This window comes from Actinoallomurus iriomotensis, from assembly GCF_030269445.1.
Taxonomy (GTDB): domain Bacteria; phylum Actinomycetota; class Actinomycetes; order Streptosporangiales; family Streptosporangiaceae; genus Actinoallomurus; species Actinoallomurus iriomotensis.
In genome coordinates this window covers 95,534-116,400 of sequence record NZ_BSTJ01000017.1, presented here as the reverse complement: position 1 = coordinate 116,400, position 20,867 = coordinate 95,534, and the positions used below count along the sequence as shown (strand labels likewise).

Here is a 20,867-nt window from a genome sequence, read left to right as displayed (position 1 = left end):
CCCAAGGTGTGGGATAGCCGGGTGGCCTTCGAGGGGGACGGGCGGGTGGACGCCCGCAAGGCGAGTCGCTACGTCTTATAGCCGAGTCACCACGCATTGTAACCCGCGGGACTCTCCCAGTTTTTTCGCCTGACGAAAGTAGGATGTCGTCAACGGGAGAGGAGAAACAGGGTGACGGGGGATGACACGGGAGCGCGGGCCGCGTCCGGCGTACGCTCGCTGGAGCGGGCGTTCGAACTGCTCGAACACCTCGCCGACGCGGGCGGCCGGCTGGCCCTGACCGAGCTGGCGGAGACCTCCGGGCTGCCGATGCCGACCATCTACCGGCTGATGCGCACCCTGGTCAACCGCGGATACGTCCGGCAGGAGCCGTCCAAGCGGTACGCCCTCGGACCCCGCCTCATCCACCTCGGCGAGACGGCGGAGCGGCTGCTGGGGTCCTGGGCGCAACCCTCGCTCGCGCAGCTCGTGGACGAGGTCGGCGAGACCGCCAACATGGCCGTACTGGAGGGCGACGAGGTGGTCTACGTCGCGCAGGTGCCCTCCAAGCACTCGATGCGCATGTTCACCGAGGTCGGCCGGCGCGTGAACCCGCACTGCACCGGCGTGGGCAAGGCCCTGCTCGCCCAGCTCCCCGACTCCGTGGCCGGCGAGATCATCGGCCGTACGGGCCTGCCCGCGCACACGCCGCACACCATCACCGACCCGGCGGCGCTGCTGAAGCAGCTGGGCACGATCCGGCGGCGCGGATACGCCCTCGACGACGAGGAGCAGGAGATCGGCGTGCGCTGCGTCGCCGTGCCCCTCACCGGCACGCCGACCCTGGCCGCGATCTCGATCTCCGGGCCCCAGGGCCGGCTGCCCCTCAACGTGATCGACGACGTCGTACCGATCATGCGCCGTACGGCCGGACGCCTGGCGGAGAGCCTCTCGGCGTGACGCTCGTCCCCGCCGAGATCATCCCGGCGAGGGTGGGGTAGAAGTGATCTCATGGACAATTTGACCGTTGCCGTACTGGGAACCGGGATCATGGGCGAGCCCATCGCCCGTAACCTGCTGCGCGCCGGCCTCGGCGTGCGGGCCTGGAACCGTACCCGCGCCAAGGCCGAGCCGCTCGCCGACGACGGCGCGGTCGTGTGCGACGAGGCGGCCGAGGCGGCCGACGGCGCGGACGTGGTCGTGACCATGCTGCTCGACGGCGACGCCGTCGAGCAGGTCATCGCGGGTGTGCTGCCCGCGATGGAAGAGGGCGCGATCTGGGTGCAGATGAGCACCGTCGGCGCCGAGGCCGCCGACCGGCTGGCCGAGCTCGCCCGGTCGCGCGGCGTCCCGTACGTGGACTCCCCCGTGCTCGGCACCCGCAAGCCCGCCGAGGACGGCGCCCTGGTCGTGCTGGCCTCCGGTCCCCGCGACGAGCGCGTCGGCCGCGTTTTCGAGGCGATCGGATCGCGCACGATGTGGATCGGCGAGGGCACCGAGGCGTCCCGGCTCAAGCTCGTCGCCAACAGCTGGGTCCTGGCCCTGACCTCGGCGATCGGCGAGGCGGTGGCGCTCGCGGAGGCGTTCGATCTCGACCCGCGTCTGTTCCTGCAAGCGATCGAGGGCGGCCTGATGGACACGCCGTACGCGCACCTCAAGGGCGAGGCCATCATCAAGCGTGAGCTGCCGGCGTCCTTCCCCCTGACCGGCGCCGCGAAGGACGCCGGCCTGGTCGCGGCGGCCGGCCGCGCCGCCGGGGCGAACCCGCGGATCGCCGACACCGCACGCGAGCAGTTTCGCCGCGCGATCGAGCTGGGTCACGGCGACGAGGACATGGCCGCCGTCTACTATGCGGCGCGTCGAACGGATGGCGCCGAAATCCGCGAATAGTCCCTACCGAATGTCGGTGATTGGGAGGATAGTCACATAGCGGAACCCTCGGGCATCTGCCCGCGTCCCACCTGTCTAGCCGACGGGGAAGCGAAACATGACTGTATCCACCCAGCAGGTCAAACGGCCGGACGCGACAGAACTTCATATCGGAAGGCTCGATGACGCGCAGGTACGTGTGTCGCTGGACCCGTACCTGTCCGTGCTGGCGCTCACGACCGACGCCCTCGGCGGACGCCGGCGCGGCGCGCCGGAGTCGTGGCGGCGGCACATCCGCTCGGTCGTCTCGCCCGCGCAGGCCCAGGCGGTGTGGCCGCTCGTGGCACCGGGACACTCGGTCACGCCCGACTGCGTGAGCCCGCTCAACCCCATCCTGGAGACGTCGGTCGACGAGCAGATCGAGCGGTTGCGGGACCTGTCGCCCGACGACCTTCTCGCCGACCTCGACGGCGTCTTCGGCTCCTCCGGGCCGCCTCCGCACTGGCGTACGGTCGCCCGGCAGCCGCGTAACTGGCTGCGCGCGTACGCCTCCGCGACGAGCCAGGTCTGGGCGGCGATGCGGCCGGCGTGGCGGGACGCGCGCCCGCTGCTGGACCGCGAGGTCGCGCGCGTGGGCGCGGCGGCGATGCGCGGCCGGCTCGACGTGATCCTCGGCGGCATCCATCCGAGCAGCCGGTTCGAGGACGGCGTGCTGAAGATCCGCGACCCCGAGCCGGCCCGGTTCGACCTGGCCGGACGGCCGCTGGTGCTGGTGCCGATGGTCTCCGGCGGCGACGCGCTGATCTGCAGCCTCGACCGGCCGGACGCGGTGTGGCTGGGCTACCCGGTGCCCGGCGCGGGGCGGCTGTTCCGCAGCCAGCCCGCGCCGGAGAGCGACGGCGACGCCCTCGAACTCCTGCTCGGGCCGGTCCGCGCGCAGGTGCTGAGCGCGGTGTCCCAGCCGGTCACGATGGGCGAGCTGGCCGCGCTGACCCGGCTCACCCCCAGCGCGATCACGTACCACTGCGAACGCCTCGCGGCCGCCGGCCTCGTACGGCGGGAACGGCACGGCCGGGAGGTCCGGGTGTCACTGACTCCGCGTGCGGAACGGCTGACCGAACTGTTCGAGGACTGACCCCTGGCGGGGCCTGACTTTACGTGTTACCAAGATATGTAAAGCCCGGTCTTCGCGGGAGGTTTCCCCCATGACGATGCGTGATCTGTACACGACCCCCATTCCGGAGAGCACGTGGCACGTGCCCGTCGCGGGGGCCGCGCGGTTCAACTGGGAGTACGACGACGGCCGCGACCGGCTGCTGTCGCTCTACCAGAAGGGCAAGGACAAGCAGTGGGACGCCCAGAAGCGCATCGACTGGGACGTCGCGGTCGACCCGCACAACGTCGCCGGCTTCCCCGAGGACCTCAACCCGCTGGCCGGCTCGGACCTGTGGGACCGGATGCCGCAGGAGGCGCGCGACGAGTTCGGCCGCCATCAGGGCACCTGGCTGTTCAGCCAGTTCCTGCACGGTGAGCAGGGCGCGCTGACGGTCGCCGCCCGCATCGTGGAGTCGGTGCCCGACATGGACTCCAAGTTCTACGCCGCGACCCAGGTCATGGACGAGGCCCGGCACGTCGAGCTGTACAACAAGTTCATCCAGGACAAGATCGGGATGTACTACCCGATCAACCAGGACCTGGCCAAGCTCCTGGAGGAGTCGCTGTCCGACGGCCGCTGGGACCTGCCCTACCTCGGCATGCAGGTGCTCATCGAGGGTCTGGCCCTCGCCGCCTTCGGCGTCTACCGCGACATGTCCACCAACCCGCTCGTCAAGCAGCTCCTCGCGTACGTCATGCAGGACGAGGCACGGCACGTGGCGTTCGGGCGGCTGGCGCTCAAGGACTACTACGCGCAGCTGACCTCCAAGGAGCGCGCCGAGCGCGAGGAGTTCGTCGTCGAGGGCTGCTACCTCATGCGCGACCGGTTCAAGGGCAAAGAGATCTTCGAGACGCTCGACATGCCGGTCAAGGAGTGCATGAACCTCGTCGACAACGGCCCGGTGTACCAGCTCTACCAGTCGCTGCTCTTCACCCGCATCGTCCCGTGCGTCCGCGACATCGGGCTGTGGGGCGACAAGGTGAAGAAGGCCTACGCCGACATGGGTGTGCTCGACCACGCCAAGGCCGACCTGGTCCAGCTCATGAAGCAGGACGAGGACATCGCCGAAGAGATCGACCGGGCCAAGGCCGAACAGGAGCTGGCGGTACGCCGCGAGGAGGTCCACGAGGCCATCGCCCAGGGCACCGAGGACTGACCCTGACAAGTCCTCACGAGGTCGATCCGATGCCCCGAACCGGCAACGACTCCGGTCGTCCCCCGCTCCCGGCGTTGATCCAGAAGATCGTCATGCGGCTCGTCTTCCGGCTCCCCGCACCCGTCAAGCGGCGCTTGGCCGGACCCGCCGTCCAGATCGACGGGCGGACACTGGGTCTCGACGCACAACTGCTGACCGAGATGAGCCGTCGCACCGGTTTCTCCCTCGTCGTCAACGAATCACCGGAAGAATCCCGCGCGGCCATGGAGAACGGCCGGCACGCGCTGGCAGGGCCGCGTTACACGGACATCCGCAGCGAAGACATCGCCATCGACACCGCTCACGGCGGCCTGGAGGCGACCCTCTACACGCCGCGCCACCTCACCACGCCTGCTCCCCTGCTGGTGTTCTTCCACGGCGGTGGATTCGTCATCGGCAGCCGCACCTCCTACGACTCCACCGTGTCCTTCCTCGCGCACCACGCGCAGGTGAAGATCATGTCCGTCGACTACCGCCTGGCACCCGACCATCCCTTCCCCGCCGCCGTCGAGGACACGATGGCCGCGTTCGAACATGCCCACCGGCACGCCGATGACCTGGGCGTCGACCGGTCACGGATCGCCGTCGGAGGCGACAGCGCCGGCGGCCATCTCGCAGCCGTACTCGCCCAGGTCGCCGCCCGCGGAAAAGGCCCGCGCCCGTCACACCAGTTCTTGTTCTATCCCGCCACCGACTTCACCCGGCGCCACCCCTCGCGGGACCTGTTCGCCGACGGGCTCCTCCTCACCGACCGGGAGATCACCTGGTTCGCGGACCAGTACGCCGCGTCGGCCGATCGGTCCGACCCGCGGCTCTCCCCGCTGCTGGGCGAGGTGGACGCCTCGATCCCGCCGGCGTACATCACGACCGCCGGATTCGACCCGCTGCGGGATGAAGGCGAGCAGTACGCGGAGAAACTGCGGCAGGCCGGCGCGACGGTGACCCTGCACCGCGAGGCCGACCTGGTCCACGGTTACCTGAGCTTCTTCGCCGTCGCGCCCCGCTTTCGGGAGGCGGCCCTGGAGTCCGCGCGAGCCATCCACGACCGCATGCACCACAGCCGCTGAGCCGCCGCGACACTTCGCCACATTCTGCCTCCGGCGAGTAATACGATCATCGTTTCCGGGCCAACACGCCGTGAGATGGGGCACAAAAACCAGTGCCTTGGACGTGACCAAGCGGCGTGGACCCCTAGGGTCGGTGACTCGTGCGCGGGGCCTGGACGGCTCGTGTCGATCGGGGGCCGACGGTTCTGCCGACGGGGCCCGATGTCCTGTCCCCGACCAAAGGACCCCTTTGTGGGTAGATCCGGCCGACATCGTCAGACTGCGACACCGAAGAGACTCCGTACCGCTCTCATCGCCGCCGCCGGGCTCGCCGTGGTCGCACTCGCCGCGATCACCGTCGCGGTGACCGGGGCCCGCTCCTCGTCGGCACAGCCGAAGGCCCGCGCCGCCGCCGACCCGCCGCGGCCGCTCGATCGGGCCAGCCGCGACCAGGACCGCACGCCGATCGCCACGCCGACGCCGGAGCCCAGCGACACGCCGACGGCGACGCCGGTCGCCAAGAAGAAGCGGCACGCCAAGGTCCTCGCGCACGGCGCGTGTGAGGCGTCCTACTACGGCACCGGCGGCGGGCGGACCGCGAGCGGGGAGGCGATCGATCCGGACGCCCTCACCGCGGCGCACAAGTCGCTGCCGATCGGCGCGAAGGTCCGGGTGACCAACCGCAACAACGACCGCTCGGTGGTCGTGCGGATCAACGACCGGGGCCCGTTCGTCGCCGGGCGCTGCCTGGACCTGTCCAGCGCGGCGATGCAGGCGGTCGGCGGCCTCGCCTCAGGGGTCATCCCGGTCAAATACGAGGTCCTCGCGAAAGTCTGAACGCTCAACAGAATCCGCGGGCCACACCAAGAAATGATCTAGAAACGGAAATGCGAGCGTTCGCGGGCGGTCGACTCCTTCCCCCAAAGAAGTCCCGACCCGCGAACGCTCGCTTTCCTGCGGCCTGGACGGGTACAGATCCAAGGCCCCTGGGAACGGCCTTCGCGTCGCGTCCCCCGTTGAATCCCCCAATTCATCGCGACGCGCCAGGCCTTTTTGTTGGTCTGTGGGGTCCTGCAGCCACTACGTTACGTAGCCCGCAAGGGTGAAGCCGTCCACCCCAGGGTGACACTTCGCCGTACAACCACGGTTGACCTGCTACTTTGCGGCTTCGTGGGCTCTACTGGGTGGTGGACCGCAGGTTTGGTCGGGCAGGCCCCGACCAAGGAACACAATGTGGCTGCGAAGGGGCGACCTTGAGGGCCAAACGGCTGGTCACCCTTGCCGACCTGCTCTTGTCGGCCGGGGTCTTCGCCGTGTATCTACCTTATCTACACGGGCGTGGTCATACCGCACCCGCGCTCATTCTGTCCGCGCTGGCCGCACTGGCACTGCTCGCCCGAAAGCGTTTCCCCATTCCCACCCTTATCGCATGTCTCATTCTCTCGGGTTTCATCGCGGCACTCCTGAGACACAGCTACCCGGCGAGTCCGGCGGACCTCGTCGCCCTCTACGCGGTCGGCCGTTACTGCGGGCGCGGCCAGGCGCTGATGACCGCGATCGCCACCCCGATCGTCGGCTTCGTCGTCGCCGAGATCTTCACGCGGATCCCCTCCTACGACATCGAGAACCTCGGCACCCTCGCGGCCGTTCCGCTGGCCGTGCTCGCCGGTGCCTGGGTGCGGATCCAGCGCACCTACGTCCTGGGCGCGGAGGAGCGCGCCGAGCGGGCCGAACGCGAGCGCGAGGACGAGGCGCGTCGGCGGGTCACCGAAGAACGCCTGCGCATCGCCCGGGAGCTGCACGACATCGTGGGGCACGCGCTGATGTCGATCAGCGTGACGTCCTCGGTCAGCGCCCGGTTCGTCGAGGAGGATCCCAAGGCGGGCCGCGAGGCGCTGGAGACGATCAACGGCGTCAGCAACTCCGCTCTGGGGGAGATCCGCCGGACGCTCAGCCTGTTGCGCGGCACCGCGGAGCCGCTGAAACGCCCCGGGCTCGGCCTGGACGACCTGCCCGACCTGGTCCACCAGAGCCGGGCGGCCGGCCTGCCGGTGACCCTGCACGAGTCGGGGCGGCCCACCGAGGTCCCGGCGATCGTCGGGTTCACCGTGTACCGCATCGTCCAGGAGAGCCTCACCAACGTCAAACGTCACGCCCGCGACGTCATGAAGGTCGCGGTGACGCTCACCTTCGCCCCGGACAGCCTGGACGTCGCGGTCACCAATGACGGCAGGCCGGTCGAGATGAGTGATCAAGCCTCGTACGGCCTGGGTATCCAGGGCATGCGTGAGCGCGTCGCCGCGACCGGTGGACGTCTCAACACCACGGCACTGCCAGGCGGCGGCTTCCGTGTGCACGCCCGCCTGCCTCTGAAGGAGTCCCGTCCATGACGATCCGTGTCCTGCTGGCCGACGATCAGACGACCGTACGCGCCGGCTTCAAGCTCCTCATCGACTCGACCGAGGACATGCACGTGGTCTGTGAGGCCGCCGACGGCAAGGCGGCCGTCGAAGGGGCGCGTGCGACGTCGCCGGACGTGATCCTCATGGACATCCGGATGCCGGGAATGGACGGCATCGAGGCGACCCGCCGCATCACCGACGACCCGGCGCTGCGCGGCGCGCACGTGCTGATCCTCACCACGTTCGAGCACGACGACTACATCTTCGGCGCGCTGCGGGCGGGCGCCGCGGGCTTCCTGCTGAAGGACACCGCGCCCGATGAGCTGCTGGAGGCGATCCGGGTGGTCGCCTCCGGTGAGGGCCTGCTCGGCCGCGGCCTGACGGGCCGGGTGATCAGGGAGTTCGCCGCGCAGCCCGCTCCCGCCGAGCCGACGCCGGAGCTGGACATCCTCAGCGAACGCGAGCGCGAGGTGCTCACGCAGATCGCCGTCGGCCTCACCAACGAGGAGATCGCGGGCGCGCTGCACCTCAGCCCGGCCACCGCCAAGACGTACGTGCACCGGATCATGACCAAGCTCCAGGCCCGCGACCGCGTCCAGCTCGTGATCTTCGCCTACGACAAGGGCCTCGTACGGCCACGGCCGCAGTAGCGCCGGCTAGTCCTCCGAGGACTTCGCGACCTGGATCAGGAGGTCATGGACGAAATACGCCTTCATCGGGCGTCCTTCGAGCTCGAACGGCACGACGTGGAAGTACGCGTTGGGCATCCGGGTGGGCTCCCAGCCGAAGAACGCCTCGGCCTCCGGCCGCAGGACGGACCACGGGCGCAGATCGTCCGCTGAGCGCATCGGCGCGCCCGACCTGCGCACGAACCGCCGGTCGACGACGTACTGCGCGACCTCGGTGTCCAGGCTCGTGTGCTCAAGCCAGAAGTCGGGCCACAGCGGAAGGACGAACCGGTGCCGGCAGGAGCCACCGCTGACCGGGTCGCCCAGGACCGCCGCCAGGTCCTTGATCTTCGGCATCTCCAGCGCGCTCCACCGGCCGGCGTCCTCCACCAGGTGAGCCGGCGGGTCGTCGTAGGGCGCCGGCGGGTCGAAGCGGGCCTCCGGAGCGATGCGGCGCATGACGTCGAGCACGGAGAGCTGGTAGCCCTCCACGGTCAGCGAGTGCGGGGGACGCGGTTCGGGGTCGGCGAACCTCTCGCACGACCAGCACCACCACGGCTCCGGTCCGCCCATGCACCCGCCGGTGAAGTAGATCTCGCGACGTTCGTGGCGCCGGTACGGCTCGTCGTCGATGGGCATGCCGTACTCCACGGGGACCAGCGGCCCGTCACACCGTTCGCATCTTGGGCTCATGCCCCCTCAGACGCCACCGGCCTCCCCGGGGTTCGACGAACTGGTGGACACGACAGGGGCCTCGTACGGCCACGTCCGCCGGAACGGTGACATAGCGACGGCCACCTTCGCGCGTCTGAGGAGTAGACAGACCCGGAGGTGGCGATGGACGCGGTGGTCGAGCGTGATTTTCGTGAGTTCGTGGAGGCGCGGTCGCCCGCGTTGATGCGTCTCGCCTTCCTGCTCACCGGGGGCGATCAGCACGCCGCCGAGGACCTGCTGCAGACCGCGCTCGCGAAGCTGGCGACGCGCTGGCGGTCCGTCGACAGCCCCGAGAGCTACGTCCGGCAGGTGATCTACCGCCAACAGGTGAGCTGGTGGCGGCTCAAGTGGCACCGGCACGAGACCAACGTCGCCGCGCCTCCCGACGAGGCGCGCGAGGACGGCACGTCCGCGGTGGACCTGAAGATGGCCGTACGGGCGGCGCTGTCGCGGCTGACGTCCCGGCAGCGCGCCGTGCTCGTGCTCCGGTTCTTCGAGGACCTGCCCGAGGCGGAGGTCGCCCGGCTGCTCGACTGCAGCGTCGGCACCGTCCGCAGCACCACCCACCGGTCGCTCGCGCGCCTGCGCGTCCTGGCCCCCGAGCTGAAAGAGACCTTGAAGGAGGTCCGGCAGTGAACACCGAGACCTACGTACGGCGGGTCCTCGACGAATGGTCCACCGAGGCACGGGTGCCGGGCGGGCTCGCCGACCGGGCGCTGGGCCGGCGCCGCACCGGACGGCGGACGACGAGGGCCGTGCTCGTCGTCGCGGCGGCGGTGCTCCTCATCGTCGCCGGAGTGACCGTCGGCGTGCAGGGCGGGCCGCGTCCGGCGACCCACCCCGTGGACACCTCGCTGCGGACCGACCCGAACGACGCGCCGCCCAAGCGTCTCGTCGCCGCCGGCCAGGTCGCCCTCTCCACCTACCGGACACTCCGGGTCAGCGGGAAGAAGGTCGTCTACACCTGGTACCTCTACGATCCCGCGTCGGGCGGATACCGGAAGGTCCCCTGGGCGTGGCTCGCGGTGGCGCCGGGCCTGCGGCAGGCCGCCGTCCTCGACGGGCCGCTGCCGTCCGCGCGTGTCGGCATCCTGGACATGAAGACGCAGCGGGTGACCCGCTGGATCCCGCTCAAGGCGGCGGCGGGCGGCCTGGCCTGGTCTCCGGACGGGCGGCGGCTGCTCGTGACGACGTACGCCACCGACCCGGACGCGCAGTACCACAAGGGCACGGGAGCGCGAACCGGGTTCATCGTGGTCGATCCCCGGTCCGGGGAGGCGCACTTCCACAGCCTCCTGTTCAACCGCGCCGACCCCAACGGGCGACAGGACCTCGGCTGGAGCAGGGACGGCACCCTGATCTGGGCCACGACCATGAGCTTCAACCCGCCCACCAGGCTCTTCTACGACCTGAACGGAGTACGGCGGCCGGCCCCCGCGCACGAGGCGGACTCGCTGGAGGAGGCCGGGATCTCCCCGAACGGCCGCCTGATCGCCACGCACGGGGGTGCGTCACCCGGCCTCGGCATCGCGGACACGAACGGCCGGACGGTGAGCCGACTACCGGTCATGCAACTGGTCGCCTGGGCCGACGACACCCATGTCATCGCCGTGACCTGTGACCTGGCCGAGTGCGGCGGACCGCGCACTCTGAGCCACCGGTACGTCCTGATGAGCATCGACGGCAGGACGAGCGTTCCGCTCACCGGCTACAAGGCGCTGGGCATCGTGAACTCGTGGGACCCGGTGTTCACCCGCCGCTAGTGCCTCATCAGGCCACGTTTGCTCTCGTCAGATGCGGTTGGATGGAGGGCCGGTTTTTGTCGTAGGCGCTTGCTGTAATCGTTTGGTGCCTCGACGTGATGATGGTGGGCGGGTGGTGATGCGGACCGCCCGGGCGGGTCTGCGTGTGTCGGCCGGGCAGCGGCGTCGGTGTTTCGGGTTGCTGGTCTCGGCGGGGGATGTGTGGGCGTGTGTGCTTGATATGAACCGGTGGCGGCGGCAACGCGGGCTGCGGCCGGTAACGGGTTATCAGGAGTTGTGCCGGGAGTTGTCGGCGTCGGGGCCGGGCACGTTCGGAGAGCTGGACACCGCCGGAGCGCGGTCGGTGCTGCGGCGGTACAGCGACGCGTGGTTCGCCACCGCCGCGCGCCGCAAGGGCGGTGACGTGGCGGCGCGGTTCCCTCGGCGGAAACGCCGGTTGATGCCGGTGCGCTACTACCACGGCACATTCACTCTCGATGGGCTGCGGCTGCGCCTGCCGGTCAGTCGCGGGCGCACTCCGTTCTGGGTGCGGTTGGACCGGCCGGTTCCCTACCCGCCCGAGTAGGTGCGCTCGGTGACGCTGGTGGCCGAGGGCGGCCGGTTGTTCATTGATGTCACCGCTGAAGTCCCCATCGCGGCTTATCCGCCGGGTCAGGAGCCCGATCAGCACCGCGTCGCGGGAGTCGATCCGGGGGTGATCCACCCGTTCGCGGTGGCCGGGCCGGATGGTGAGGGGCTGGTGGTGTCGGGGCGGGCGATCCGTGCCGAGACCCATCTGCATCTGCGCGACGCGAAGTACCGGCGGCGTGCGGTGGCGCGGCGGGCCCCGAAGCCGGGGCAGGCCGGATCACGGCGATGGCGAAAGTATCGGGCCCGGCAGCGCAAGGTCGAGGCCCGCCACCGGCGGCGGGTCCGCCAGGCACAGCACGAGGCCGCCCGTCAGGTCATCACGTGGGCGGTCGCACGCCGGATCGGGACGCTCGTGGTCGGGGACCCGCGCGGTGTGCTCAACCTCGAAGCAGGGCGGCGGCACAACCGGCGGGTCCGTGATTGGCGGATCGGGCACCTGACCCGGTGTCTCAAAGACAAGGCCGAACAGGCCGGTATCGACCTGACGCTGGTGGATGAGCGAGGCACGTCCTCGACCTGCCCCGCCTGTCACCAGCGGGTTCCCAAACCCAGCAACCGGAATTTCACCTGCACCTGGTGCGGGTTCAGCGGGCACCGCGACCTGGTCGGCGGCGCCAACATCGCCCGGCGCGGACCGGGCGGCACCATCACCACCGGCAATCCGTTTCCGGTGGTGATCACGCACCGTCGAGCCGGACGGCACCTCCCCGGTGCCGGACGGTCCCGGCGTGACCCCAGGCGGTCCCCCCATCACGGCACCGCACACGGGGTCCCTCGGCCGGCCGTGGCCCGCCCCACCCCGCGTGGGGAGTCGCTCGCCCACCACAGCGAGGATCAGCCAACCCCGCCTCTCCTCGAGGCAAACGTTGACTGACACGGCACTAGAACCTCGCCCCGGTCCCGTACGAATGAAGTCACGGGACCAGGGATGACAGATGTCATCGCGAACCCGGGATTCGCGGCACTACGCACCTGACCTGCGCGAACCTAGCGTTATCCCCATGAACGCGATCACTTTCACGGGAGTGTCGAAGAGCTACGGCGCGGTCCGCGCCGTCGAGGCTCTGGACCTGGAGATCGCCGCGGGACAGGCCGTCGCGCTGCTGGGTCCCAACGGCGCCGGCAAGTCCACCTCCATCAACATGCTTCTCGGCCTCATCCGGCCCACGGCCGGGACCGTCGGCGTCTTCGGCCAGGCCCCGGACGCCGCCGTACGCGCCGGGTGGATCGGCGCGATGCCGCAGGACGGCGCGCTCGTCCCCGGGCTGACCGTACGGGAGGTCGTGGAGTTCGTCCGGAGCCTGTACCCCGAGCCGATGCCGCTCGATGAGGTGCTCTCGCTGGCGAACCTGACGTCTCTGGCCAAGCGCCGCGCCGACCAGCTGTCCGGCGGACAGGCGCAGCGGGTGCGGTTCGCCATCGCCGTCGCGGGCGCGCCCCGGCTGCTGGTGCTGGACGAGCCGACCGCGGCCATGGACGTGGAGTCCCGGCGGTCGTTCTGGGCGAGCATGCGCGCGTACGCGGCGGGCGGCCGGACCATCCTGTTCGCCACGCACTACCTGGAGGAGGCGGACGAGAACGCCGACCGGGTCGTCGTGATCAGCCGCGGGCAGGTCGTCGCCGACGGGACCGCCCAGGAGATCAAGTCCGCCGCCGGGGGCCGTACGGTGCGCTTCACGATCGGCGACCGGCCCACGGCCGGGCTCGACACGCTCCCCGGTGTGACCGGCATGGAGGTGCGCGGCGGCTCCGTACGCCTGCGCACCACCGACCCCGACGCGACCGTACAGGCGCTGTACACCTCAGGCGTCGAGGTACGGGACCTGGAGGTCAAGGGCGCCGACCTGGAAGAGGCGTTCCTGTCCCTCACCGGCGACAACTGACCCTCGAAAGGACTCCTTCGATGCTTCGCTATCTCGCGCTGGAGATCCGGCGGATGTACCGCGACCGGCGCTTCGTGTTCTTCACCATCGCCCTCCCGGTCGGCTTCTACCTGCTGTGGTCCAACATCTTCGCCAAGGGCGACGTGGACGCCGATACCGGGCTGGACGCCAAGACGTACCTGCTGGTCTCGATGGCCGCCTTCGGCGCCCTCGGCGCGTCGCTGACCACGACCGGCGCGCGGCTGGCCGCCGAACGCCAGAGCGGCTGGCTGCGGCAGCTCCGGGTGACGCCGCTGCGGCCGTGGGCGGTGATCATCGCCAAGGTGGTCGCCTCGATGTGCCTGGCGCTGCCGGCCATCGTCCTGGTGGGGGTCGTCGCGGCCGTAACCCAGCACGTCCACCTGACCGTGGGCGAGTGGGCGGGGATGATCGGCGCGATGTGGCTCGGCACGCTCCCGTTCGCCGCGCTCGGCACCCTGATCGGCTCGCTCGTCGGCCCGGACGCGGCGCAGCCGCTCACCATGGCCTGCTACCTCCTTCTCGCCATCCTGGGCGGAATGTGGATGTCGGTGAGCCTGCTGCCGAAGACCCTGCGGCACGTCGCGCACTGGACTCCCTCGAACCGCTTCGCCGACCTCGGCTGGAGCATCGTCGCCGGGCACACCCCGCCCGCCTCGGACGTCCTCGTCCTCGCGGGCTGGAGCGTGGTGCTCGGCACCCTTGCGACGGTGGCCTACCGCCGCGCTACCGTTCGCTCCTGATGAGCATCCTCACCCCCAAGGACCCTGGGTGGGAGTCCTCCCCCAGGCCCTGGCGAAGGGCCGCGTGGACCTCACTCGGGCTGGTCTACCTGCTCCTGCCGACGAGCAGCCTGTTCGGCCACGGCCACAGCGTGCCGGCGAGCATCGTCCAGCTGGCGGCGCTGCTCTCCTACGCCGCGAGCTTCATCGCCCTGGTGCTCGCCAACAACCCGTGGACCGGCGAGACGAACCGCCGCACGTACGTCCTGATCGGTGTGCTGTTCGTCCTGGCGATCGGCTACCCGCTGCTGTTCGGCCCCGACTGGGGCGGGCTGCTGGTCTACTTCGGCGTCGCCTGCGCCATGGCCCTCCCGCCGCGGTGGGCCGGGCGCGGGGTCGTCGCCGCCGCCGCGCTGACGGCGGTCATCTGCGCCTCACTGGGCGTCCGGAACAGCAGTCTGGCACTCGTCACCTTCGAGACGCTGACCGTCGGCCTGCTGCTGTTCGCGTTCCGTACGAGCCGGATGCTCGTCGTCCAGCTCCGGGAGGCGCGCGGCGAGGTCGCCCGCCTCGCCGCGAACGAGGAGCGGCTGCGCATCGCCCGCGACCTGCACGACCTGCTCGGGCACACGTTGTCGCTGATCGTGCTCAAGAGCGAGGTGGCCACCCGGCTGGCCGAACGCGACCTGGACCGGAGCGTCGCCGAGGTGCGCGACATCGAGGCCGTGGCCCGGCAGGCGCTCGCCGACGTGCGCGAGGCGATCTCCGGCTACCGCCAGCGCAACCTGACCGACGAGCTGGAGAACGCCCGCAGCGTCCTGGCCGCCGCCGACGTCGAGCTGACCATCAAGTCCTCGGGCACTCCGCTGCCCGACCAGGTCGACGGCCTGTTCGGCTGGGCCGTACGCGAGGGCGTCACCAACATCGTCCGGCACGCGCGCGCCCGTACCGCCGCGATCACCGTCCGCAGGCAGGACGGCACGGCCGTTCTGGAGATCATCGACGATGGCACGGGCGCCGGTGAGGCGCCGACCGGCAACGGCCTGCGCGGGCTCGGCGAACGGGTCACGGCCTCGGGTGGCGCCGTCGAGGCCGGTGCCCGCGCGGACGGCGGGTTCCGCCTGGCCGTACGCGCGCCGCTGACGCCGACGACGCCGCGTGAGCCGGCCGGAGAGACTGCTTGATCGCCGTGTCTTCATCTAGAGTCGCCAGCGTGATCCGGGTGCTGCTGGCCGAGGACCAGGGCATGGTGCGCGGTGCGCTCGCGACCCTGCTGAACCTCGAGGACGACATCGAGGTGGTCGGCGAGGCGGCCGACGGCGACGAGGCCCTCACGGTGGCCGCGCGCACCCGGCCCGACGTCGCGCTCCTCGACATCGAGATGCCGGGCAAGGACGGCATCACCGCCGCCGCGTCGCTGCGTGAGGCGCTGCCCGACTGCCGGATCGTCATCCTCACGACGTTCGGCCGGCCGGGCTACCTGCGCCGCGCGATGGAGTCGGGCGCGTCGGCGTTCCTGGTCAAGGACAGCCCGGCGAAGGAGCTGGCGGCGGCGATCCGCCGCGTGCTCGCGGGCGAGCGGGTGATCGACCCGGCCCTGGCCGCCGCCGCGTTGAGCGCCGGCCCCAACCCGCTGTCGCCGCGCGAACGTGACGTGCTCGCCGCCTCGGCCGACGGTTCAACGATCGGCGACGTCGCCGGACGCCTCCACCTGTCGGAGGGCACGGTGCGCAACTACCTGTCCTCGGCGATCCGCAAGACCTCCGCCCGCAACCGCATCGAGGCCGTCCAGACCGCCCAGCGCCAGGGCTGGCTCTGAGCATCCTCACGCAGGTCGCAGGCCGGCCGCGGCCCAGAGGGTACGGGCGCACAGGTCGCACAGTTCGTCCCGGGTGATGGCCGGGTCGTCGAGCCATTCCAGGATGGCGACGGGGACGAAGGCCAGCCAGCCGGTGACCGCGATGCGCGTCTGTTCGTCCACGGTCGTCACCGCGCTCAGTCCGGCGAGGATGCGGTCGCGCAGGGCGGTGATCCGCGATCGCTGGATGCGATGGAGGTCGTCGTCGGTGGCGGCGGCCTGGTGTGCCACCCGGAAGCCGTCGGGATGGCGTTCGGCGTAGCCGATGTAGATCTCCAGGCCCGCCTTGAGCTGGTCGAGCGGCGGCAGCGTCGGGTCGGGCGCGCTGGCCTGCAGAAGCTTGGCGCCCTCGGCCTCCACGATGGCCAGGAAGAACGCCCGTTTGCTGGGGAAGTAGTGGTACAGCAGCCCCCGGGAGACCTCGGCGATGTCGGCGACCTCGTCGATCCACACGTCCTCGTACGGGCGGCGGGCGAACAGTTCGGCGCCGATCGTCAGCAACTGCGCGCGCCGCTGCTCGGTGCTCAGCCGTCTCCGCATGATGCCGATCATATTGACTTGAGTTCAACAAGCTGCGCATCGTGGGGCTACTGAACCTGATTCAATAGCTGGGAGACACGTGTGGACACCACCGGCATTCCGCATCCGCCGCACCGCCTGCCGCTGCTGGGCGACGTGGTGGGCCTGGATCCCCGCGCCCCCGTCCAGTCGTCGTTGCGGCTGGTCCGCGGCCTCGGCCCGATCTCGGTCCGCAGGGTCCTCGGCACGGAGATCATCACCGTGGGCGGGGCCGACCTGGCGGCCGAGCTGAACGACGAGACCAGGTTCGGCAAGCACGTCGGGCTGAGCCTGCGTCCGCTGCGCCGCATCGTGGGCGACGCCCTGTTCACCGCCGAGGACGGCGAGCCGAACTGGCGCCTGGCGCACGACATCCTGCAGCCGGCGTTCACCCGCGACGCGATGCGCGGCTATCACACGATCATGGTGGAGGTGGCCCGGGAGCTCCTGGACCGTTGGGACGCGGTGGCCGACCACGGCGGGCAGGTCGACGTCACCGGCGACATGACACGCCTGACGTTGGAGACCATCGGCCGCGCGGGGTTCGGCTACCGGTTCGGTTCCTTCGACCGCGACCGCCCGCACCCGTTCGTGACCAGCATGACCCGGGCGCTGCGCTACGCCAACCTGTCGGTGGCCCCGCCCGTGCGCCGGGTGCTGGCGGGCTCGGCCCGGCGACACCGGGCGGACATCGAGGCGATGAACCGTCTCGTCGACGACGTCATCCGCGCCCGTCGCGGTGGACCGGCTCCCGAGGCGTCCGACCTGCTCGACCTGATGCTACGGACCGCCCATCCGGAGACCGGCCGCCACCTGGATGTGGTCAACATCCGCCGGCAGGTCATCACCTTCATGGTCGCGGGCCATGAGACGACCTCCGGCGCGCTGTCGTTCGCCCTCTACCACCTCACCCGCGCCCCGGAGGCTCTGGCGCGTGCGCAGGCGGAGGTGGACGCGCTGTGGGGCCGGGCCGACGATCCCGTCCCCGCCTTCACCGACATTCCCAGGCTGCGATACACACGCGCCGTGCTGGACGAGGCGCTGCGGCTGTGGCCGACGGCGCCCGGCTACCTGAGGGCCGCTCGCGCCGACACCGTGCTCGGCGGCCGGTATCGGATGAGCAAGGGCGACTGGGCTCTGGTGATGCTGCCGCTGCTCCACCGCGACCCGGACGTGTGGCCCGATCCCGACCGGTTCGAGCCGGAGCGGTTCGCCCCCGGCCAGGCCAAGAAACGCCCCGCCCACGCGTACAAGCCGTTCGGGACCGGGCAGCGCGCCTGCATCGGCCGCCAGTTCGCCCTGCACGAGGCCGTTCTGGCACTCGGACTCGTCCTTCACCGCTACCGCCTGGTTCCCGACGACGGCTACCAGCTGAAGATCGCCGAGTCCCTCACGCTCAAACCTCAGGGCTTTCGCCTCGCCCCGCGCAGGCGCTGACGCCGGGCCGCCTACAGGTGGCCCGCCTTGCTCTCGGTGAGGTCGTTGAAGCGGGCGAGCATCCGGCCCAGCACGCGGACGTCCTCGGCCGGCCAGGTGCCGAGCATCGCGTGGAAGCGTTCCTGCCGGGCGGTGCGGGCGGTCTCCACCCTCCGGCGTCCCTCCTCCGTGAGGACGAGCAGGTGGGCGCGGCCGTCATCGGGGTCGGGCCGGCGCTCGATCAGTCCGAGCTCTTCGAGGCCCTTCACCTGGCGGCTGATGGTGGCCTTGCCGACGCCGAAGTAGTCGGCCAGATCGCTGGGGCGCGAGCGGGCACAGTCGTGCATGCCGATGAGCAGGCCGTACGCCGCGGGCTCGAGTTCGGGGTGCACCTCGCGCGCCACCTCGGTGGACAGCGCCCGGGCGCGGCGGAACAGCACGCCGAGCTCGTGCTCGACGGCCTGGTACGCCTCGTGCTCACGGCCGACCGTGGTCATCTCCGTCATCGTTCCCTCATCTGCCCTCATACCCGGCATTTCCGCCGGACCGCCCCCTCCGGCGGCCCGGCGGACCCATGTCATCCGGCGGGGTGGCCGAGCCACAGGTCGTGCGCGTCCTCGCCCTGGCGTGCCAGGTCGACTCCGCTCGTGACCTGCGGGTACCCGGTGGCCGTGACGGTGTACTCGCCCTCCCTCAGGCCGGTGAAGGCGTACTCCCCGTCGGGACCGGTCATCGTCACGCCGACGACGTTCCCGGCCGCGTCGAGCAGCGTGACGCGCGCGTCGGGGATCGGGCCGCGGCCCTCCGCCCGGATCGTGCCGTGCACCCGTACGCCGGGCAGGAGCTCGATCTCCTGGCGGGTCAGGCCGTTGCCGACCTCGACCGGCACGGCGGCCGGGCGGTACGAGGTGGCGCTGACCGCGAGCGTGTAGACGCCGGCGGTCACCGCTGGGAAGAGGAAGCCTCCTCCGGCGTCGGTCGTGCCGCCGGCGACGACCTCGCCGCGTGCGTCCGTGACGACGACCATCGCGCCTTCGACGGGTGCGCCGCCCGCGCCGCGGACGGTGCCGGCGAGGCCGCCGGAGCCGGTGAGCGTCACGTCGAAGTCGATCGGCCGGTCGCCGACCACGAGGGTCGCGGCCTGCGGGTCGTGGTCTCCCGCCGCGGCGATCAGCACGTAGGTGCCGCTGCCGGGGGCGGGCAGGGCGTACCGTCCGTCGTCACGGGTGGTCGCGCGGCCGATCTGGCGCCCCCGGACGTCGATCAGTGTGATCACCGCACGGGCCACCGGAACACCGCCGTTGCGGACGACGCCGCGGATCGCGCCGGCGTCCGGCGACTCCTCGACTCCCGTCGCCAAGGCGGTGACCTGGCCGTCGACGGCCGGGACCGGGTTGCCGACGCCGGCCGGGACCAGCTCCGGCTCCCGGCGCTGGGCGTGCCTGCCCGAGGGGGCCACGCCGGCCGGCGCCGGCTGGGTGTTGGACGTGCGCAGCGGCACCTCCTTGATGAACAGGATCACGATCACCGCGATCAGCGCGCACGGCGCGGCGTACAGGAAGACGTTGCCGATGCCGTGTCCGTACGCGTCCTGGACGACCCGGCGGATCGGGGCGGGAAGGGCGGAGAGCTTCGGGAGCGAGCCACCGGTGCCGGAGGTGTGCACGCCGATGCGCGCGAGGCCGTCCATCATGTAGTGGGTGATGCGGTTGCCCAGCGCCGCGCCGAGCGCCGAGACGCCGATCGCGCCGCCGAGCGAACGGAAGAAGGAGACGGTCGAGCTGGCCACTCCCAGCTCCTGCGTCCGCACCTGGTTCTGCACGCACAGCACGAGGTTCTGCATGGTCATGCCCAGGCCCGCGCCGACGCAGAACATGTAGACGGCGACCTGCCAGTAGGCGGTGTCGTAGCGGATCGTGCTCAGCAGGGCGTACCCGACGGTCATCGACGCGGCGCCGAGCACCAGAATGTACTTCCAGCGTCCGGTCGAGCTGACGATGCGCCCGGAGATCGTGGAGGCGACGGCCAGGCCGCCGATCATCGGCAGGGTCATCAGGCCCGCCTTCGTCGGCGAGTCGCCGCGGGCCAGCTGGAAGTACTGGCTGAGGAACGTCGTCGCGCCGAACATCGCGACGCCGACGAACAGGCTGGCCAGCGTGGACAGGGACAGCGTGCGGATGCGGAACAGGCGCAGCGGCACGATCGGCTCGCTCGCGAAGGTCTCGGCCACGACGAACAGCACCGCCAGGACGACCGCGCCGCCGATCATCGCGGCGGTCTGCCACGACAGCCAGTCGTACTTGTCGCCGGCGAAGGAGACCCAGAGCAGCAGCAGAGCGGCCGCGCCGGAGAACAGCGTCGCGCCGAGCCAGTCGACCTTGACCTTCCGCCGGGCCGTCGGCAGGTGCAGGGTCTTCTGCAGGACGATCAGCGCGATGACGGCGAACGGCACGCCCACGTAGAAGCACCACCGCCAGCCGAGCCAGGAGGTGTCGACGATGACACCGCCGATGAGCGGACCGCCGACCGTGGCCAGGGCGAAGACCGCACCCGTGTAGCCGGAGTAGCGACCGCGCTCGCGTGGCGAGATCATCGCCGCCATGATCACCTGCACCAGGGCGCTGAGCCCACCGGCGCCGAGGCCCTGCACGACGCGGGCCGTGATGAGCATCGCGGGGTTGTGCGCCTGACCGGCGATGGCCGAGCCGGCGACGAAGATCACCAGCGCGAGCTGGATCAGCAGCTTCTTGCTCACCAGGTCGGCGAGCTTGCCCCAGATCGGAGTGGTGATCGTCATCGAGAGCAGCGTCCCGGTGATCACCCAGGTGTAGGTGGTCTGGCTCGCGTGCAGATCGGCGATGATCGTCGGCAGCGCGTTCGACACGACGGTGGACGACAGGATCGTCACGAACAGGCCGAGCAGCAGCCCGGACAGAGCTTCCATGATCTGCCGATGGGACATCGGGACACCTGAGGAATCAGGTGCCGCC

At 70.7% G+C, this 20,867-nt stretch carries 21 protein-coding genes; 17 read left to right on the top strand and 4 right to left on the bottom strand.

Annotated features, from left to right (window positions below; genetic code table 11):
• Window positions 1-171 precede the first annotated feature (171 nt).
• The 8 genes from QSK37_RS46525 (at window position 172) to QSK37_RS46490 (ending at window position 8,297) form a co-directional block, all read left to right on the top strand.
• A complete protein-coding gene (locus tag QSK37_RS46525) occupies window positions 172-939 on the top strand; it encodes an IclR family transcriptional regulator (RefSeq protein ID WP_285635026.1) in 768 nt (255 codons plus the stop codon).
• Between the two features lie 51 nt (window positions 940-990).
• Window positions 991-1,869, top strand: coding sequence for an NAD(P)-dependent oxidoreductase (locus QSK37_RS46520; RefSeq protein WP_285635022.1), 879 nt, complete (start codon window positions 991-993; stop codon window positions 1,867-1,869).
• 97 nt (window positions 1,870-1,966) lie between these two features.
• The gene (locus QSK37_RS46515; protein WP_285635019.1) at window positions 1,967-2,983 is read left to right on the top strand and encodes an ArsR/SmtB family transcription factor; all 1,017 of its coding nucleotides are present in this window, start codon (window positions 1,967-1,969) and stop codon (window positions 2,981-2,983) included.
• 70 nt (window positions 2,984-3,053) lie between these two features.
• A complete protein-coding gene (locus tag QSK37_RS46510; protein WP_285635016.1) occupies window positions 3,054-4,160 on the top strand; it encodes a ferritin-like domain-containing protein in 1,107 nt (368 codons plus the stop codon).
• A gap of 29 nt (window positions 4,161-4,189) precedes the next feature.
• On the top strand, window positions 4,190-5,266 hold the full coding sequence (locus QSK37_RS46505) for an alpha/beta hydrolase (protein WP_285635013.1): 1,077 nt from the start codon (window positions 4,190-4,192) through the stop codon (window positions 5,264-5,266).
• Between the two features lie 231 nt (window positions 5,267-5,497).
• Window positions 5,498-6,082: a septal ring lytic transglycosylase RlpA family protein gene (locus QSK37_RS46500; protein ID WP_285635010.1), complete on the top strand. Its 585-nt coding sequence runs from the start codon at window positions 5,498-5,500 to the stop codon at window positions 6,080-6,082.
• 416 nt (window positions 6,083-6,498) lie between these two features.
• Entirely contained in the window at window positions 6,499-7,635 is a 1,137-nt protein-coding gene (locus tag QSK37_RS46495; RefSeq protein ID WP_285635007.1) for a sensor histidine kinase, read from the top strand.
• Window positions 7,632-8,297: a response regulator transcription factor gene (locus QSK37_RS46490; RefSeq protein WP_285635004.1), complete on the top strand. Its 666-nt coding sequence runs from the start codon at window positions 7,632-7,634 to the stop codon at window positions 8,295-8,297. The genes QSK37_RS46495 and QSK37_RS46490 overlap by 4 nt, the downstream gene beginning before the upstream one ends.
• Before the next feature lie 6 nt (window positions 8,298-8,303).
• Here QSK37_RS46490 and QSK37_RS46485 read toward each other — a convergent pair whose 3' ends face one another.
• Window positions 8,304-8,954, bottom strand: coding sequence for a hypothetical protein (locus tag QSK37_RS46485; RefSeq protein ID WP_285635001.1), 651 nt, complete (start codon window positions 8,952-8,954; stop codon window positions 8,304-8,306).
• 198 nt (window positions 8,955-9,152) lie between these two features.
• Between QSK37_RS46485 and QSK37_RS46480 the strand changes: the two genes are divergently transcribed.
• The 8 genes from QSK37_RS46480 to QSK37_RS46445 all read left to right on the top strand — a co-directional run bounded on the left by QSK37_RS46480 (window position 9,153) and on the right by QSK37_RS46445 (window position 15,864).
• Complete coding sequence (locus QSK37_RS46480; protein WP_285634999.1) at window positions 9,153-9,665, top strand: SigE family RNA polymerase sigma factor; 513 nt, start codon at window positions 9,153-9,155, stop codon at window positions 9,663-9,665.
• Window positions 9,662-10,792 (top strand): hypothetical protein, encoded by a 1,131-nt coding sequence (locus QSK37_RS46475; RefSeq protein WP_285634998.1) that lies wholly within the window; start codon window positions 9,662-9,664, stop codon window positions 10,790-10,792. Before QSK37_RS46480 ends, QSK37_RS46475 begins: the two co-directional genes overlap by 4 nt.
• Before the next feature lie 286 nt (window positions 10,793-11,078).
• A complete protein-coding gene (locus tag QSK37_RS46470) occupies window positions 11,079-11,357 on the top strand; it encodes a hypothetical protein (protein ID WP_285634996.1) in 279 nt (92 codons plus the stop codon).
• A 9-nt stretch (window positions 11,358-11,366) separates the two neighbouring features.
• Window positions 11,367-12,296, top strand: coding sequence for an RNA-guided endonuclease InsQ/TnpB family protein (locus QSK37_RS46465; RefSeq protein ID WP_285634993.1), 930 nt, complete (start codon window positions 11,367-11,369; stop codon window positions 12,294-12,296).
• 127 nt (window positions 12,297-12,423) lie between these two features.
• On the top strand, window positions 12,424-13,305 hold the full coding sequence (locus QSK37_RS46460) for an ABC transporter ATP-binding protein (protein ID WP_285634988.1): 882 nt from the start codon (window positions 12,424-12,426) through the stop codon (window positions 13,303-13,305).
• A 20-nt stretch (window positions 13,306-13,325) separates the two neighbouring features.
• Entirely contained in the window at window positions 13,326-14,066 is a 741-nt protein-coding gene (locus tag QSK37_RS46455) for an ABC transporter permease (RefSeq protein ID WP_285634986.1), read from the top strand.
• A complete protein-coding gene (locus QSK37_RS46450) occupies window positions 14,066-15,229 on the top strand; it encodes a sensor histidine kinase (RefSeq protein ID WP_285634983.1) in 1,164 nt (387 codons plus the stop codon). The genes QSK37_RS46455 and QSK37_RS46450 overlap by 1 nt, the downstream gene beginning before the upstream one ends.
• A 29-nt stretch (window positions 15,230-15,258) precedes the next feature.
• Window positions 15,259-15,864, top strand: a complete 606-nt coding sequence (locus tag QSK37_RS46445) for a response regulator transcription factor (RefSeq protein ID WP_285634980.1) — start codon at window positions 15,259-15,261, stop codon at window positions 15,862-15,864.
• 6 nt (window positions 15,865-15,870) lie between these two features.
• On the opposite strand, the gene QSK37_RS46440 is transcribed toward QSK37_RS46445, so the two are convergent.
• A complete protein-coding gene (locus tag QSK37_RS46440; protein ID WP_285634977.1) occupies window positions 15,871-16,443 on the bottom strand; it encodes a TetR/AcrR family transcriptional regulator in 573 nt (190 codons plus the stop codon).
• A gap of 81 nt (window positions 16,444-16,524) precedes the next feature.
• Between QSK37_RS46440 and QSK37_RS46435 the strand changes: the two genes are divergently transcribed.
• On the top strand, window positions 16,525-17,898 hold the full coding sequence (locus QSK37_RS46435; RefSeq protein WP_285634974.1) for a cytochrome P450: 1,374 nt from the start codon (window positions 16,525-16,527) through the stop codon (window positions 17,896-17,898).
• Window positions 17,899-17,909: 11 nt separating this feature from the next.
• Here the strand turns inward: QSK37_RS46435 and QSK37_RS46430 are convergent, their stop codons facing one another.
• Complete coding sequence (locus QSK37_RS46430; RefSeq protein ID WP_285574451.1) at window positions 17,910-18,383, bottom strand: MarR family winged helix-turn-helix transcriptional regulator; 474 nt, start codon at window positions 18,381-18,383, stop codon at window positions 17,910-17,912.
• 71 nt (window positions 18,384-18,454) lie between these two features.
• A complete protein-coding gene (locus QSK37_RS46425; RefSeq protein WP_285634972.1) occupies window positions 18,455-20,839 on the bottom strand; it encodes an MFS transporter in 2,385 nt (794 codons plus the stop codon).
• Window positions 20,840-20,867: the final 28 nt, after the last annotated feature.